The following is a 16,631-nucleotide window of genomic DNA, read 5'->3' as shown; positions in this document are numbered from 1 at the left end:
CTTGGAAGCGAAAACCAATTACACCATAGTAGGTGTAGTCGTACTTATATTACTGGTAGGGCTGCTGGCTGCAATGTTATGGTTATCCGTTGGTTTTAATCAAAAAAAATATACTACCTACACCGTTTATATGCATGAAGCAGCTTCTGGCCTGACCAAAGATGCTCCGGTAAAATTCAATGGAGTGCAAGTTGGATATGTAAAAGAAATACAATTGAATCAAAGCGATCCGAGGCAAGTTGAAATTTTGTTAAATATCGAAGATGGAACGCCCGTTACGACCAGTACTTATGCCACTTTAAATTCACAAGGAATTACCGGCGTCACTTATATTGGTTTGAGCGCAAGTACTTCTGATCTGACGCCAATTCCCCAAATGCCTGGTGAACCATTTCCTGTTATTCCTTCAAAACCTTCTGTATTTACTCAATTGGATAGCATTTTAAAAAAGGTTTCTGAAGATGTAGGTTCTGTAAGTGATGAAGCAAAACGTATATTTAATGAAGAAAATGCAAAACATGTACGCCATATCTTAACTAATATTGACCATTTTTCTAAAAACCTTGCCAAAACAAGCCGTGATTTTCCGCATATGCTTGACGAATTAAGGGTGGGAATATCTAAATTTAATACTATGGCGGAAAGTTTGAGTCAAGCTGGGAGCAGTGTATCAAAAACTATGGGTACAGGAAAAAATGCCATAGATAAAATTTCCGAGGAAGCGCTGCCACCTGTCGTAATCTTGCTGCGGCGATTGAATACAATTTCTGCAAATTTGGAAAAGGTGAGTAGGGAAATGCGTCAAAACCCTGCTGTGGTTATTCGTGGAACTAAGCCACCAAAGCCTGGGCCTGGAGAATAAAGATGAAAAAGTTGATTGTACTTCTTATGGGTTTAAGCGCAGCAGTACTAAGTGCCTGCTCACCAGTTAAAGTCTCTGTAAAAAATCAATATCAATTAAGTGCGTACAGTACCAAACAGTTGACTAAAAAACCCATAGCTATGACTTTGTTGGTGACTCTGCCTGATGCTGCTGCGGGGTATCAAACAGAACAGATGCTTTATATTAAAAAACCATATGGATTGGAGCCTTTTGTAAAAAATGCATGGGTAAATCCGCCTGCAGATATGCTTTATCCTTTAATTCTGCAAAGCTTACAACGGACAAATCTTTTTGAAGCAGTTACCTCCAATGCTTATACTTTAGGTGCGACTTATCGATTAGATACTCAATTACTTTCTTTACAACAAAACTTTCTTAAAAAACCGAGCGTTCTTGAGTTTTCAGCCAAAGTTGTTTTAACTCATGTTAGTGATAATAACGTCTTAGCTTCAAAAATTATTACTTTACGGATCCCATGCCCCAGTGATACACCTTATGGTGGGGTGATCGCGGCTAATAAAGCAACCCAGCAGTTTACCGCGAATCTTGCTCATTTTGTGGGATCTCACGTTAAACCCTAATGAATGATCCTTCCAATTAAAACGCTCGGGTGCAATGAAGTGGGACCAGGAAAAACTATAAACAGCCAGGTTCCGATCGTAGATGGAATGACTTACGATGATTAATAGTACTGTAGCCAAAAAATAAAAAGAATTGTACAATGTGCCCCCATGAACCCTGCATGGGTATTTCGAAGTTTATTAATAATAAAAAGAACGAAGGAGATTGAGGATGAAAGCCGGATCATTAAGTAAATTAGGTCTGCTTGTGGCGAGTGCCGTTTTCGTTGTTGCTTGTTCTAAAGCACCAGGTAGTGCTGAAGGAGGAGTAGGCGTGAGCGAAGCTGAGGCCCAAGGTCTAGGACAATTCACTCATTTTGCTGGTCAAGAGCCAGGCGAATCTTATACAACTAAGGCACCCCATAATCAATTGTATTTGTTCTCTTATGATGACAGTAATTTGGCTCCTAAATATTTACCATCGATTAATGCTCAGGCAGAGTATTTGAAGACACATCCAGGTGCCCATGTATTAATAGCTGGACATACAGATGAGCGTGGTAGCCGTGAATATAACGTAGCTCTTGGCGAGCGTCGTGCAAATACTGTAGCTGATATTTTACGTATGGCTGGTGTTAACAGACAACAAATGCGCATTGTGAGCTATGGTAAAGAGCGTCCAATTAATTTAGGGCATGATGACGCGTCACATGCACAAAATCGACGTGTAGAATTTACTTATGAGGCAACAAGATGATAAATTGCAAAAAACACATTATCGCTACAGGTTTTATATTAATGCTTCCTTTAGCCAGTTGGGCAGAAGCACCTGTGGTTGATGATAGTGATAATTTTGCAATTATTGAGGGCCAACAGGCGTATGAAACGCCTGCTTACGGCCCTAAGTACGATGAACCACAAATTGAAAGTGGTCAGTTTGATGTGGCTCGAAATGAGAATTATACAATAGATAATTCTCAAACCGATGATGAGCCTGCACTTGCTAAAGACGATCAGGCAACCAGTTTAAGTACTAATATTACCAACAATGCTAAACTGATAGACAAAATCCAAAGCCTACAACAAGAAATACAAGAGCTGCGTGGTCAATTGGAAGTACAAGCTCATGATTTAAAGTTATTACAGCAACAACAAGTTGCTTTTTATAAAGATTTAGATGCACGCTTAAGTGGAAGTAGTTCTGCCAAATCTTCAAGTAAACCGGCTTTGGACCTTTCTGCTGGATCAAAAGAAACTACACCTAAGGCAACCGGATCTGCATCTAATGTTCAGGCAGCCAAATCGGCTGTTCCTACGCCAACTCCAGTACCCGTGACTACTACTTCTAGAGTTAATCCTGCAGACGAGCAAATTAGCTATTTAGCAGCTTATGAATCAGTAAAAAACAAACGGTATGATGATGCTATAAATGCGATGAATGTATTTGTGCAAAAATATCCCAGAGGCGGTTATACAGCGAATGCACAATATTGGCTAGGCGAGCTTTATTTGGTCAAAAAAGATTATCCAAAATCCATAGAGCATTTTACTGTAGTTTTACAACAATTTCCTACCTCAAGTAAATCTGCTGCAAGCATGTTAAAGATTGGTTATGCTTATGCTGCACAAGGTGACACGCAGGAGGCCAAGAAATTCCTGCAACAAGTAGTGAGAGCTTATCCTGGTACGCCTACAGCTCAATTGGCTAATTCAAAATTACATACAATATAATTAATGAATTTTTATACGTAGCTCCGAAATTTGTAAAAATTGTAGCCTAGGAGAAAACGTAAACTTGGAAACCTACGATGGAAAACCCTGGTTTCGCTTTTAACCAGGCTACATTGAAATAACTTATGGATCCCAAGGAGAAATTATGTATTGGCTAGCCCATGCCCCAGCTAATATTGCTTTGATTAAATATATGGGAAAAAAGGATGACAACTCAAATAGTCCTGATAATCCTTCATTATCCTATACTTTAAATGAGCTTAAAAGTACAGTAAGACTGGAAAAAATGAGTTCAAAAAAGGATATTTGGGAACCCCTTATTGTACCTGCTGGAATCGAAAATTTTGTTCTTTCCCCAGAAGCGCAAAAAAGATTTCTTGACCATCTTGCTCGAGTAAAAGCATATTTTGAGTATGAAGGTGGTTTTTTAGTGCAGTCCTGTAACAATTTTCCTCATAGTAGTGGGATGGCAAGTTCTGCTTCAAGTTTCGCTGCGTTAACTCGATGTGCTGTAATTGCATTGAGTGAATTGACAAATAAACCCATGCCTTCGGTTGAGGAGCAGGCGCAGTTAAGCCGTTTGGGATCAGGGTCATCTTGCAGGTCTTTTTATTCCCCCTGGGCTTTATGGGATGAAAATGAAGTTAAAGAATTAGATTTACCTTATAAGGAATTAATCTATCAAGGGGTTGTGATTAGCAACAAAAAGAAAGAGGTTCCTTCAAGTGAGGCACATCAACGAGTAAAAAGCAGTCCCTTTTATGTAACTCGTAGCCAAAGGGCAAAGGAGAACTTAAAACTTCTATTGGATGCATTCATGAGCAAAGATTGGACTGCAGCCTATCAAATCTGCTGGCGTGAATTTCATGACATGCATCGCTTGTTTAGTTCTTGTGAACAGCCTTTTTCATACATGACTGAAAGTTGTACTGATCTGTTACACAGCCTAGAAAGTTTTTGGAGTAAAAAGAATGATGGTCCTATAGTGACTATGGATGCTGGGCCAAATATACATTTGCTGTATCGTTCCGATCAAACAGAATTGGCACGTGAATTCAAACGTGATTATTTATTGGGCAATTATGATGTTCTTTGATTTTGAAACCACAACTTTTGGCAAATGGATTTTAGCAGGTGAACATGCTGTAGTACGAGGACATCCGGCTCTGGTATTTCCAATGAAGGAAAAAAAATTAACTTTAAATTATTCTGCTGATGCGCCTTCTTTGGGAGCAGATTATACGGGAAGCAGCGGCGCCGATATGCAGCTTCTATTCTGGAGTGTACTAGAACATGGCATGCAATTACTGGGGCGCTCTTTAAATCAATTAGGCGGTTATTTTCATTTACACAGCACAATTCCTGTGGGAGCAGGTATGGGGGCTTCAGCAGCACTTTGTGTGGCGATGAGTCGTTGGTTCTGTGCCCAGAACATGATAGAGTTCAGCCAATGCAACGATTTTGCAAAGGAATTAGAGCACTTATTTCACGGAAAAAGCAGTGGGCTTGACGTTGCTGGGGTTGCTACGGAAGTTGGTCTTTATTTTAAAAAAGGAACAACTACTCCATTAAAGCAAAAAATTCATCCTCAGTTTTTTTTATCTTCATGTAAACAAATTGGAATTACTTCTCATTGTATTCATCAGGTCCAAAGTTTATGGGCTAAAAATCCTGTATTGGCCGAGCAAATTGATCTGCAAATGGTTATGGCTGTTGAAGAAGCTAGAAATGCATTGGAAAAGGGTGGGGCGGATGCAATTTCTTTTTTGGCGCAAGCAATTAATAAAGCTGCTGATTGTTTTTATCAATGGAAACTGGTTAGTGAGAGTTTACAGCAACATATACATCGATTAATTGCTGCAGGCGCCTTAGCTGTAAAACCTACAGGTTCCGGAGGAGGGGGGTTTGTACTGAGCCTTTGGGACAAGCAACCTCCAGATAATCTCGAATTATTGAATGCATAACCTCTTGTTCTAGTCTATAAATTGATAATAGACTTCAGTTCCTTTGATCATCCCGAGTTCATAGCGTGCTTGCTCTTCCAGAGCTTGATCACCATTTTTTAACTCTCTGATATCTGCTTCAAGTGCACGATTACGTGTAGCCAGTTTATTATTTTCTTGTTCGTGAGCTGCCAATTTTTTTTCAAGATTATGCCACTGAATCAAATTTCCATCGCCCAGCCATAGCTTATGTTGTAAAACAACCAAGGAGACTATCAAAATTATAAACACAGGGCGCATACGTTTTGCTTAATTTAAAGGTATCCTTGTACCATTTTATTACCATATCACAATATGTAGCAATATCTGCCTGAGTAATTTTTTACATTATCTTGCATGAAGACCGGGGCTGGATTCCGCGCATAAAGCGCGGAAAGTAGGATTTTTGATTTTTTGGATTTAGTCATTTTGATTATATATTATGTTATTTGAAGTGTTTTCATGCTACTTATTTACCTACTTGCCGTGCTTTATGCACGGCATCCAGTTGATCGTGAACGAAGAGCAGGGGCTGGATTTCGCACATAAAGTATAGAACGGAGGCTTGCAAGTAGATGTCTCTGCTCTAGAGTGCCGCTGTGCTTAACCTATCTGCGAGTTAGATATATCGAGATAAAATAATCAAAAATGTTTACGAAAAATATTGAGTTCTTCATTTAATTGATCTATTTTTTCCAATAATTCTAATGCAAGCGCCACTCCCGGAAGATTAATTCCCAGATCTTTGTGTAAGCGGAAGGCAGATTCCATTTTACGTAAATCGTTTTGATTTAATTTTATATGCTCTGCTTTCATTGTTTTACAAGAAAATAAACCATATTCTGCCATTTCAAGTAATAATTCTTTAGATATATGATATTTTTGACTTACTTCAGTCAATGAGATTGTTGTAGTTTCTTCAACAATCACGCCAATTAGTGTATTGTTTTGCTTCATGCTTAGACCCCCATTTTGTCACGTGGATTAAAAGGCATTACTTGCGCCATTTTTTTGTAAAACTCTATTGCGGTTTCAGTTGTTGGTGGCGGGGTTATCATTTTCAAAAGTATGTATTGGTGTCCAGGTTTTGCTCCAGGCAAACCACGATTTTTAAGCCTTAATTTTTGCCCTCCTTGGGAGCCGGGGGGAATTTTTAAATCAATTTTTCCTCCCAGAGTAGGGACTACTATTGTTGCACCTAAAGCAGCCTCCCATGGAGTAATAGGCAGGGTGAGATAGATATCACTATCCATTACATCAAATAGAGAGTGTTTATCAACATGTACCGTTAAATAAATATCACCGCGGGGCCCTTCATGTATACCAGGGGCTCCTTGTCCGGCAAGGCGAATTTGTTGACCTGATTTTACACCAGCTGGTATTTTCACTTTCAGGGTTTGCATTGTGACTTTTGAATCTTGTTCAATTGGAACCTGGATATTTTTCACTGTTCCTGTAAATGCTTCCTCCAGGCTGATATTAATTTTTCCATGATAGTCTTGTCCTGCTATGGGTTGCTGGCGATAGCGGGAATGACCAAATAATGTTTCAAATAAGTCCTCACTAAATTGACCCGTATAAACGTGTTCCGATTGTGCAGGCCCCCAATGATTATATGCTTCGTGTTGATGAAATGTTTTGCTTTTTCGATACCTATCGTATTCTGCTCGTTTTACGGGATCTCTTAAAACTTCATAAGCTTCGCCCATTTCTTTGAAGCGTTCTTCTGCATGGGGTTCTTTGCTTATATCAGGATGGTATCTCCGCGCCAGTTTTCGATATGCCATCTTAATGTCTTTATCAGAAGCGTCTTCGCTTACTCCCATTATTTTGTAATAGTCTTTGTCCATATTTTTATACTCAATTTAAGAATCATTTTTCATTAGACCTCTTGCACGTGGTTTAGGGGGTGTTTACATTCCTACTATCTGGGGCCAAATTTCTGCGCTCCGGTGCGGGATGTAAAAACAGTACCCTATTTTTGTAAGACGTATTTTCCCGGTGCATCAGGTAAATTTTTATCAATTTTAGGAGGTAAATTCATCTCACTAATTGATTGTCTCACTAGCCATTCATGCCAAGCAATCCACCACGAGCCCTTTTTAGTTTCGGCAATTTCCAACCAATTCTGGGGTGAAATATATGTTTCCTCTTTTTTTTGTTCCCGAATCAAATAACTTCGTCCAGGATGTCCGGGTTCACTAACTATACCCGCATTATGACCTCCATTTGTCAGAACAAAAGTAATATCTTCTTGCTTGATCAGCAAATGGGTTTTATACACGGACTTCCAGGGACTCACATGGTCTTTTTCTGTGCTGACTACAAAGGCAGGTAATCTGATATTTTCAGGTGCTATATGTTTTCCTTCAATAGTATATTGACCTTCGGAGAATTCATTTTTGAGGAACAATTTTTCAAGGTATTCGCTGTGCATTTTATGAGGCATACGTGTCGTATCCGCGTTCCAAGCAAGTAAAGCGATCATTCCTCTTTGTGTTCCGTGCATGTAATCTTGAACCATTTTTGACCATATCAAATCGTATGAGCGAAGCATTTGAAAGCTTCCGGCCATAAGTTTGGTATCTAGGTAACCTTTTTCCCACATTATATTTTCCAAAAAAGATACCTGGCTGTTATTAATAAAGAGTAATAATTCACCAGCTTCGGTAAAATCTCCTTGGGCAGCGAGCAGAGAAAGACTTTTCAAGCGATTGTCATGGTCTTTGGCCATAGTTGCTGCAGTAATCATGGCTAAAGTTCCACCAATGCAATACCCCATTAAGTGAATTTTTGTATTGGGAATTATGGTTGATATTTTATTAATTGCAGCCATAGAGCCTTGCCGGTAATAATCATCGACTCCCAAATTTCTGTCTTCAGATGATGGGTTGAGCCAAGATACTATAAATACTGTGTGACCTTGCTGAACCAACCAATTCACTAAGGAATTTTCAGGCAGAAGATCCAGGATATAATATTTCATAATCCAGGCTGGAATAATGAGTACAGGTTCTTTATACACTTTTGGGGTCTGTGCCTCATATTGAATGAGCTCAATTAAGTGATTTTTAAAGACCACTTTACCTTTGGTTAAGGCAACTTGTTTTCCCGGGATAAAGTTTTCAACTCCTGCTGGAGGAGTACCAGTTAATTTTTCAATTAAATCTTGCAGACCCAATTGTGTTCCCCGAATTAGATTTTCTCCAGATGAATTTAATGTTTCCTGTAATAAATCTGGATTAGTCAAGACAAAATTGGAAGGAGAGATTGCATCAAGGAGTTGTTTTATAGTGAACGATACAATTCGACGATTGGGTTCATTTAATCCAGGAATTTCATTTGCTGCAGTTAAATACCAATCCTCAATTTGTAAAAACTGCTCAGCCCACAAGCGCCATGGATAAAGCGCCCATTTTTCCGTATGAAAACGCACATCTTCACCATTACCAGGTTTTTCCTGGTTTATGAGTCGTTCAATGAAATCAGAACAATGCAATAAGGGATGAGAATTTAATTTTAAAAAGGTACCTGGAGCTTGTAATAGTTGTGCTCCCCATGAAAAAAATGAAGTTGCTACTGAGGCAGGGCTAATGCTCGCGGTAAATTTTCCCAGATTAGCTTGGTAATATTTATCGATTAAATTAAAGAAATCATACGGGACAGATGAATTATTTTCTTTATGGCTTGTGTTTGCTTGCCCACTTTTTGCTTTAATTTTTTGTGATAGCTTTTTTTCTTTTAGAACAACTTTAGCCATTTTTTTCATGGGTTCAGTTCTTATCACAGTTATTATTATAAAATAGTATAGTCTGTTGGATATTTATTTGTATATTAATTAGTTAAAGTACATACTATGCACTTTGGGCGTAGCTCATTTTAGCTGCGATTTCCTGCCTTTCTTAAGACAGTAGAATAAAAAATAATAGTAACAACTACATGAAGTATGGCAGGATTGTTGGAATTTATATCGGAGACCTTTATGCATAAGAACTTACTCAGTACTCTTGTTGTTTTTTTTCTATTTTTATTAGTTGGTTGCCAGTCGAATAAGGCGGGTTCCGGTTTATTTAGTTCTTTTACACCTTTGGTTACTCCGAGTGCAAATTTGGCACAAACAGTCCAAGAAGCTTTAATGCGTCATGATGATCTTGCTGTGTCACAAGTACATGTTCAAACACGACAAGATGTTGTGATTCTTACAGGATATGTTAAAAAAATTCGCCTTAGTGATACTGCAGAACAAATAGCTCGTCAGGTTCCTGGTGTGCGCTCTGTAGAAAATCATATAATTATCCGACAATAGACTTTAATATTCTCCATTTGTACTATATTTATAAAGGAGGTTAAGTATATATTCAAATGGAGAATAAAAATGGCTGACCTAATTCATAATGCCTTGCCAAGGCCTAAACGAGAAATTATTTATATACATCCAGATGATTCTGTTAAGAAAAGCATCGATATGATGACAGAATATGATGTAGGTGCATTAGTTGTAGTTGATAATGATAATCAGTTAGTCGGCATAGTAAGTGAACGAGATATAGTGCGTTCTTGCTTGCATAAGTGCATTAATCTGGAAACAGGAAAGGTTTCCGATGTGGTGTATAGGGATGTTACTATTCTTAGCCCTAATGATGTTGTAGAAAAAGCAATGCAAGCTATGACTGCAACCAAAAGAAGACATGTATTAATTCGTGATGAAAATAATGAATTTGTGGCCATTTTATCCATAGGTGATTTGCTTTATCACATATTGGAAGACAAGTTGCATGTTATAGAACAATTAGAAAATTACATTCATACCTATTAACAGATCTTTAAGGGATGATATAGTATCTTCTTTAATGCACTTATAATATATATGAAAACAGTCTTCAGATTCCTTCTAATTTTCTTAATAATTCATGCTCCTGTGTGGGCCGCCGAATTATCGCCCACATGGTATTCCAAGACAGATAACAAAGTAGTTCTCAACATAGAAATGTTTCTTACGTCTACTTGCCCTCATTGTCAAAAAGCTGATGTGTTTTTTCAGGAAGTAGAAGCAAAAAATCCTGATCTGAATGTTCAACGGTATTATATTAATCAGGATAAAGGTGCATTGAGTCGTTTTTATCAACTATTGAGTGCGCAGCAAATGGATGATTTTGCTGTTCCGTCAATTTATATTTGTAATTCACGGTGGGTTGGATTTACTTCTGCAGAAACTACTGGAAAGGATTTATTGCAAGCAATTAATTATTGTAAAAAACAAATTGAAAATAAAGGTAAATTAACTCAAGAAACAGTGAATGCACTGCGTCATCTGGCAAATGCGAATCGATTTGTTACTGGATTGGTCGAAAATCCTTCGAAGTTGCGTTTTACAACCACTATAGCATTTATGGACTCCTTTAGTCCTTGTGCGTTCTTTTGTTTTGCGGGGTTCCTGGCTTTTCTTTTAATTGAAACACAGAAGAAAAAGCAGCTTATTGCAAGCCTCTTATTTATTTTTTCTGTAGCAATTGTGCATTATTTTCAGCAAGTGTACACCAGTACATTTTTTGAGTTGTTGCCTTGGATGCATATTCCGGCGGTATTATTAGGTTTAGTAACGATTTATTTTGTGATGCAATATTATAAAAAACAGCCCTCTATGACTTTATATTTTTCATTGGCTTTTTTATTAGGATTGATCACAACAATTTATCAACAAACCTGTGTGATGAATTGGTCTACAATTTTTGAGCAATGGCTGGGCGATCAACATTTGACCAGTCAGCAGGAAATTTTATATCAATTAATCTATCAGGGAGTGTATATTCTTCCTTTGCTTTTGATTTTGCTAGTTTATTTTATTTTGCTCAAATTTGAACGTTTCACCGCATGGCAAACAAAATTAGCCACTATTGGCTTATTGTTCCTACTCGCTATTGCTGTCAGTTTAATCGTCTATCCATTCGCATTATCTTACTTTGGACTATCGATAGTGCTTTTATTTATCTTGACGGTTATTGGCTGCTTTTTAAATTTGACTTGATCTTATTTTGATGATTTGGGATTATCATCGTTCTTTGTTTGCAATAGCTCAGATCCCTCTATGTTCATGTTTACTCGAACGGTTGGATTTGAGTGCGGGTTGTGAGAAAATTTTCTCGCAAGATACGCAAAATACGGCCGTTCCCTGATAGGAGCTGAGCACTTACCTTTGTTTTTCAGGTGATAACATGAACAAGCCCATTAATATTCCCGTTGTTGTGGAGAGCGGAAAAAAATATAAAACATCTCATGGTGTTACAGCAATTAAAGATGGAGTAAAACCAACTGGGCAAATTTATGAACGGCTACCTAAGCCTAAATGGTTACGTGTGATAAATCATACTACCCCTGAGTATCACCAAGTAAAAGAACAAGTACAAAAGCATCGTTTAGCTACTGTTTGTGAAGAAGCAAAATGCCCTAATATTTCTGAATGTTGGTCACACGGTACTGCAACAATTATGTTGATGGGTGCAGTATGTACGCGTGCATGTCGTTTTTGTGCAGTAGACACAGGAAATCCTCATGGTTGGCTGGATCCGCAGGAACCAGAAAATACAGCAAATACAGTAGCATTAATGAATCTGGACTACGTTGTATTAACCTCAGTAAACAGAGATGATTTACCAGACGGTGGCGCAAATCATTACGCACAAACTATCCGTGCGATTAAACAACGTTCTCCCAAAACTAAAGTGGAAGCACTAACGCCTGATTTTCAAGGTATAGAACGAGATGTGGCAGTATTACTGGATAGTGGTGTTGATGTATTTGCGCAAAATGTAGAAACAGTAGAGCGTTTGACCCATCCAGTACGTGACAATAGAGCCGGTTATGCACAAACATTAAACGTTCTCGCATTTGCGAAACGCTATAGACCCAATGTGCTCACTAAAACCAGTTTGATGTTAGGTTTAGGCGAAACAGACGAAGAAGTTATTCAAACAATGGATGACTTGCGTCGGCATAAAGTAGATATTCTTACTCTGGGACAGTACTTGCAACCAACAAAAAACCATTTGCCCATTGAGCGTTATGTGACCCCTGAGACTTTTGCCGAATTAAGGCAGATCGGATTAAAGAAGGGCTTTTTTGAAGTAGCTTCTGGCCCTTTAGTGCGCTCAAGTTATCGTGCTGACCGAATATTTAAACAAGATAATTTAGGTTTATGAAGTTAGAACTCTGAATACCGCACATAGAGTGCGGTGCGTAAGGGTAAAAAATTTGGTAATGTTCAGCCTCCTTGAAGGAACAGCCATATTTGTCCATCTTGAGAGAAAATCTTTCTGTTCGGGTACAGCTAAAGTCTATACCGCCTGGACGATTACAAAAAATGTACGTATTTAACCTAAGATTTCTCCTTTGTTCCTCATTATTTTCTGCAAAATATAGGCGAGAAAATACATGAGTATACCTAGTGCTATGGCGCTTACTCCTAAAGCTAAATAATAGTTTTCATAATATGGGAGACTATCTATGGGAGAGGTAATCGTGTTAGGAATCGCAACCCAAGCAGCAATTCTTCCTGATATGGCATGTGCAAGAGAGCTTGCGAGGTACCATACGCCCATAGCAAAGGCAATTGAATTTTTGTCACAATATAGACCTACCATGCTTAAGCCAATAGCACTGACCCATAATTCTGCAATAGAAATGAGAATGTAGGTTAATGCAATGTAGTTCCCATTAATTATTCCATTAATAGTAGTTGTAGCAGCGAATGCCATCACCAAAAGAGCAATCCCTGCTAGCGCGGTACCTGCGGCAAATTGATAGGGAATAGTGAAGCGTGGAAATACTTTATAAAAACGAGGCAGTTGGCTGCCAATAGCTAAGATGAGTAATGGATTTAATATCTGATAATGAGCTGGTGAAACAGTTATACCAAATAAATTATGATCTGAATTATTTTCGGCAAATAAAATTAATGTGCTATTCATTTGGTTATAGATAACAAAAAACACTACTGCTTCAACAATGAGCAATAAAGCAATCATTTGCTTGTCGCGTACCAAACCTTGAAGTGTTAGCGTTTTTCTTAAAAACCATATAATTCCTATGCCACAACCTGCTGCGATGATGGTGCTGGCAATGTAAACATGGGAGTAAGCAAATAAAGTCAGGACATAAATAATAATTATGTAGGCAATTAAACGAAGTATGCCTGATTTAGAAAATTTGGATTGATCTTTGCCCCAAATGACATTTTCATAAATGGAGTAGCGTTTCGCAAAATTCAAAGCCGCAATTGATTTACCTACAAATGTCAAAGTAAGGATAGAAAGCGGGCCATAACGGCTTTCAAAAAGCAGTGGAGCAATTAAGGTGGCTAATAATGCGCCGACATTTATTGCTATGTAATAGTAGGTCATAGCTGATTTTGCTTTGACGGCATCATCTGAATAAATATGTGATACCATGCTTGAAGAAGTCCCCATTAGAAGGGAGTTGGTAGCAGGTATAAATGCATAAGCAGCAATGAAAAACGTATCTCCCAGGGAGCTTACTGTGTATCCACTGATCATAATAAGCAAATAAGCACAGGCTAATAGAATACTCCCAAGAAGAATAGATCGCCTAATCCCAACTACAGTATCAGCCATGTAGCCACCGAGCATAGGCATTAAGTAACCCATTGCATGAGCTACCCCAATAAAAGCGTATGCTTTAGCCTGACTATAACCCAACCCCTGAGACCACACAGGACGAGTTAAAAATAAAACCAATATGGTATTGAGTGCATATACTGAAAATTGACTCCAAAAAGTAATAAATATGATGTTATTGGCTTGTTTTTGTCGCAGAGCTAATTCAGGCAAATAATTTTTCACTTCTTGAGAAATCATTTTTCTTACCTCGCCACCTAAGGATAATTATCAGATTATCATTTTCTGGCAAGAACGACATCAATTATATGAGTATCATGATAGGGGAAAGTAAAAATTTTGCTAAAAAGACGCTTAATTCTTTGGAGCAAAAATATTTTTGGCAACATTCTAATGGATAAAGTATTGAGAAACCAGGTCCCTTCAATACCAAAAAGCGCCAATTCATCAATAGTATTTAAGGTGATGGGTATTTCCAAACGTTGATGCGCGATGACTTCGAATTGATTTTGTTTGAACGCCTGCATCAATTCACTGTTATTTGCAGCAACTGTAGTATTTTTTACAATGGATTTGTAATAATGGCCAACCACACTACTTAAAATTGAATCTTCTGTAATAAATTCAGCTAAACGTTGTTGTGCTACCGGAAAAGAATCATAAGTTGTGGTAATCATTGAAAAATGACCATTTGCCCGGGTCAGTAATTTGGCCTCATGAAATAAAACCTTAATCGGAATATACGCATTAATAAAGTGTGCCAGAATTAAATCTTGACTGTGAGGTGGCAAGAACTTACTCGCTTTTGCAGCGCTGCCTTCTATAGTGATCAGCGGTAACGTTTCACGGGCATGTTTCAACATCTCCGAAGAAACATCAATTCCAGTAAATTCTGCTTTTGGCATAATTTGTTGCAGTTTTTTCAGAAAAGCACCATCGCCAACGCCCAAATCAAGAACTTTATAATGTGGTTTCATTCCCAAATAAAAGTGCTTCATTTGTTCAATTGCTATTTGATGACTTTGACTAATCGCACCAAAACGATTGGCCATAGTATAGTTTTCAGAGTTGTCGTTGTACATGGCCTTCAAGGACATGCAAAATTTCCTGTTTAAAAAGGTTTGGTAAGTATATCTCTAAATGTAGGATATTTGCGACTGGTGATTAAGGAAAAATTATTTAATTCATTTCCTTGACTTTCTAATACCTAGTGAATAGCTCATTGTATGATCATTTTTCGTAGGTAAATTAGAAGAAACATCATTTAAAGTATTTGACAAAAAACAGGGTTATCTGCTTTCACCCATGTCTAAAATATAGTCTCATCAACTGTCACTTAAAGGGGCTAGTTAATTTTAGAAATAAAATAATTCACAATTTTTTTGCCCTAACAGGTAAAAAGAGGTACATTTCCTAGTTTTCTTAATACTCTGTTAATAATCAGAGTGTAAAATTAAACACGTATAACAAATATTAGTTTGTTTTTAGATCGTATTTTTGGCTATCAAGAATACCATGGATTGCGTTCTGTGGAGGAATAGGTAGCTGCTTTGTTAGGGAGATTTCTATGTTAATTTTGACTCGGCGTATCGGTGAAACCTTAATCATTGGTGATGATGTTAATATTACCGTGTTAGGTGTAAAAGGTAATCAAGTTCGCCTAGGTATTAATGCACCTAAAGATGTATCTGTCCATCGTGAAGAAATTTATTTGCGCATACAACAAGAAAAACAATCAGACGAATCTGAAGAAGCAGTATAAATCGATTTCCTCGCAGTCATCCAGTTCCGAGCACTTAAAAATGCTCGGGACAAACTTTAAATTTTCTTTATTCTCACCTTATCTTGTAACCCTTTACGGTCTTTCATGAAGCGATGTATCTCCTGATGAAAGGAAGTGCATTGTGCCAGATTCATCTTGCAATATTAATTGTCCGGTCTGATTAATTCCACAAGCAATCCCAGATAAAGTATTTAAAGACTGAGTCACTTTGATGTTTTTTCCAAACAAATAATCTGATTTGTTCCATTCATCCATAAAGGAGTTGAGATCATGGTGAATAAATTTGATTAAATAGTGTTCCAAATTGATAATCAGCCTTGCAATAAGAGCATTACGATCAAAACGCTGCTTGGTTATTTCATATAATGAACACCAAGGTTTATCTGGAAGAGGATGGTTCTCTGTATCCGTATTAACGTTTAAACCAATACCTATGATGATTTGAACATTGCCATTGGATTCAGCCAATATTTCAATCAAACTACCGCATAGTTTTTTGTGAGTCCATAAAATATCATTGGGCCATTTAATTTTGATATTAGATGAAACGTCAAATTCATTTAAAGTTGCCAAGATGGCCAAGCTGGTGACCAAACTTAATCCTGAAAGCTTGCTAAGATCATAGTTAAGATTCCAACGACTGGAACAATAAAGATTTTCACCAAAGGGGGAGTGCCAGTGTCTGCCGAATCGACCTCTGCCCTGAGTTTGAGCTTCGGCACAACAAATATCAACAGTATTTGTGGGAGGTAAATCCTTTAGATAGCGATTTGTTGAATCAATAGAAGTGAAGAGATGTAAATTGAAAGGACCAGATTGTTTTTGGGAAGCAAGATGTTCCATAATTTGTTTTTTATTTAATAGAATCAATTGATTGGGAAGCTGATAGCCTTGATGTCTTATTCGTTTTATAGGGATCCCTAATGCAATTAAATGATTGATTTGTTTCCAAATCGCTGATCGGGTGATACCTAAAGCTGCCCCTAATTCAGAACCACTATGACAGTCGCCATCGCCAAGTAATTCTAATAATGTAAGTTGTGCGGGGGTGAAGTGCATGGA

General features: G+C 37.7%; 18 protein-coding genes. 11 read left to right on the top strand and 7 right to left on the bottom strand.

From position 1 onward, the window contains the following. Nucleotide 1 precedes the first annotated feature (1 nt). The 6 genes from FOLKNPGA_RS12095 (at nt 2) to FOLKNPGA_RS12070 (ending at nt 5,138) form a co-directional block, all read left to right on the top strand. The gene (locus FOLKNPGA_RS12095; protein ID WP_182350146.1) at nt 2–862 is read left to right on the top strand and encodes an MlaD family protein; all 861 of its coding nucleotides are present in this window, start codon (nt 2–4) and stop codon (nt 860–862) included. A gap of 2 nt (nt 863–864) precedes the next feature. Next, the gene (locus FOLKNPGA_RS12090) at nt 865–1,464 is read left to right on the top strand and encodes an ABC-type transport auxiliary lipoprotein family protein (RefSeq protein ID WP_182350145.1); all 600 of its coding nucleotides are present in this window, start codon (nt 865–867) and stop codon (nt 1,462–1,464) included. Nucleotides 1,465–1,675: 211 nt separating this feature from the next. Continuing rightward, the gene (gene pal / locus FOLKNPGA_RS12085) at nt 1,676–2,200 is read left to right on the top strand and encodes a peptidoglycan-associated lipoprotein Pal (RefSeq protein WP_182350144.1); all 525 of its coding nucleotides are present in this window, start codon (nt 1,676–1,678) and stop codon (nt 2,198–2,200) included. Beyond that, a complete protein-coding gene (ybgF, locus tag FOLKNPGA_RS12080) occupies nt 2,197–3,174 on the top strand; it encodes a tol-pal system protein YbgF (protein ID WP_182350143.1) in 978 nt (325 codons plus the stop codon). Before pal ends, ybgF begins: the two co-directional genes overlap by 4 nt. Before the next feature lie 145 nt (nt 3,175–3,319). Then, nucleotides 3,320–4,270 carry a diphosphomevalonate decarboxylase gene (locus tag FOLKNPGA_RS12075; RefSeq protein ID WP_182350142.1) on the top strand — a complete coding sequence of 317 codons (951 nt, stop codon included), beginning with the start codon at nt 3,320–3,322 and terminating at the stop codon, nt 4,268–4,270. Continuing rightward, nucleotides 4,260–5,138, top strand: coding sequence for a mevalonate kinase (locus tag FOLKNPGA_RS12070; RefSeq protein ID WP_182352851.1), 879 nt, complete (start codon nt 4,260–4,262; stop codon nt 5,136–5,138). Before FOLKNPGA_RS12075 ends, FOLKNPGA_RS12070 begins: the two co-directional genes overlap by 11 nt. Nucleotides 5,139–5,147: 9 nt before the next feature. On the opposite strand, the gene ftsB is transcribed toward FOLKNPGA_RS12070, so the two are convergent. From ftsB to FOLKNPGA_RS12050, 4 genes are all read right to left on the bottom strand, one after another. Continuing rightward, complete coding sequence (gene ftsB, locus FOLKNPGA_RS12065; RefSeq protein WP_182350141.1) at nt 5,148–5,417, bottom strand: cell division protein FtsB; 270 nt, start codon at nt 5,415–5,417, stop codon at nt 5,148–5,150. Nucleotides 5,418–5,798: 381 nt separating this feature from the next. Beyond that, nucleotides 5,799–6,113 carry a chaperone modulator CbpM gene (locus FOLKNPGA_RS12060; RefSeq protein ID WP_182350140.1) on the bottom strand — a complete coding sequence of 105 codons (315 nt, stop codon included), beginning with the start codon at nt 6,111–6,113 and terminating at the stop codon, nt 5,799–5,801. A 2-nt stretch (nt 6,114–6,115) separates the two neighbouring features. Further along, nucleotides 6,116–7,006: a DnaJ C-terminal domain-containing protein gene (locus FOLKNPGA_RS12055; RefSeq protein ID WP_182350139.1), complete on the bottom strand. Its 891-nt coding sequence runs from the start codon at nt 7,004–7,006 to the stop codon at nt 6,116–6,118. A gap of 125 nt (nt 7,007–7,131) precedes the next feature. Beyond that, nucleotides 7,132–8,925: an alpha/beta hydrolase gene (locus FOLKNPGA_RS12050; RefSeq protein ID WP_182350138.1), complete on the bottom strand. Its 1,794-nt coding sequence runs from the start codon at nt 8,923–8,925 to the stop codon at nt 7,132–7,134. A 213-nt stretch (nt 8,926–9,138) separates the two neighbouring features. On the opposite strand from FOLKNPGA_RS12050, the gene FOLKNPGA_RS12045 reads away from it, so the two are divergent. The 4 genes from FOLKNPGA_RS12045 to lipA all read left to right on the top strand — a co-directional run bounded on the left by FOLKNPGA_RS12045 (nt 9,139) and on the right by lipA (nt 12,352). Beyond that, on the top strand, nt 9,139–9,462 hold the full coding sequence (locus FOLKNPGA_RS12045; protein ID WP_182350137.1) for a BON domain-containing protein: 324 nt from the start codon (nt 9,139–9,141) through the stop codon (nt 9,460–9,462). A 69-nt stretch (nt 9,463–9,531) separates the two neighbouring features. Beyond that, entirely contained in the window at nt 9,532–9,972 is a 441-nt protein-coding gene (locus tag FOLKNPGA_RS12040) for a CBS domain-containing protein (RefSeq protein WP_182350136.1), read from the top strand. A 171-nt stretch (nt 9,973–10,143) separates the two neighbouring features. Next, complete coding sequence (locus FOLKNPGA_RS12035; protein WP_255465970.1) at nt 10,144–11,181, top strand: hypothetical protein; 1,038 nt, start codon at nt 10,144–10,146, stop codon at nt 11,179–11,181. Nucleotides 11,182–11,368: 187 nt separating this feature from the next. Then, nucleotides 11,369–12,352, top strand: a complete 984-nt coding sequence (lipA, locus tag FOLKNPGA_RS12030; RefSeq protein WP_182350134.1) for a lipoyl synthase — start codon at nt 11,369–11,371, stop codon at nt 12,350–12,352. 171 nt (nt 12,353–12,523) lie between these two features. Here the strand turns inward: lipA and FOLKNPGA_RS12025 are convergent, their stop codons facing one another. Beyond that, nucleotides 12,524–14,026 carry a peptide MFS transporter gene (locus tag FOLKNPGA_RS12025; RefSeq protein WP_182350133.1) on the bottom strand — a complete coding sequence of 501 codons (1,503 nt, stop codon included), beginning with the start codon at nt 14,024–14,026 and terminating at the stop codon, nt 12,524–12,526. Between the two features lie 38 nt (nt 14,027–14,064). Beyond that, nucleotides 14,065–14,883: a class I SAM-dependent methyltransferase gene (locus FOLKNPGA_RS12020; RefSeq protein WP_182350132.1), complete on the bottom strand. Its 819-nt coding sequence runs from the start codon at nt 14,881–14,883 to the stop codon at nt 14,065–14,067. Between the two features lie 470 nt (nt 14,884–15,353). On the opposite strand from FOLKNPGA_RS12020, the gene csrA reads away from it, so the two are divergent. Further along, complete coding sequence (gene csrA, locus FOLKNPGA_RS12015) at nt 15,354–15,548, top strand: carbon storage regulator CsrA (protein WP_010654169.1); 195 nt, start codon at nt 15,354–15,356, stop codon at nt 15,546–15,548. A 93-nt stretch (nt 15,549–15,641) separates the two neighbouring features. On the opposite strand, the gene FOLKNPGA_RS12010 is transcribed toward csrA, so the two are convergent. Beyond that, nucleotides 15,642–16,628, bottom strand: coding sequence for a biotin--[acetyl-CoA-carboxylase] ligase (locus FOLKNPGA_RS12010; protein WP_182350131.1), 987 nt, complete (start codon nt 16,626–16,628; stop codon nt 15,642–15,644). Between the last annotated feature and the right edge of the window lie 3 nt (nt 16,629–16,631).

The sequence above is a fragment of the Legionella sp. PC1000 genome (genome assembly GCF_014109805.1).
GTDB lineage: Bacteria > Pseudomonadota > Gammaproteobacteria > Legionellales > Legionellaceae > Legionella > Legionella resiliens.
This window is presented reverse-complemented; position numbering and strand designations above follow the sequence as displayed.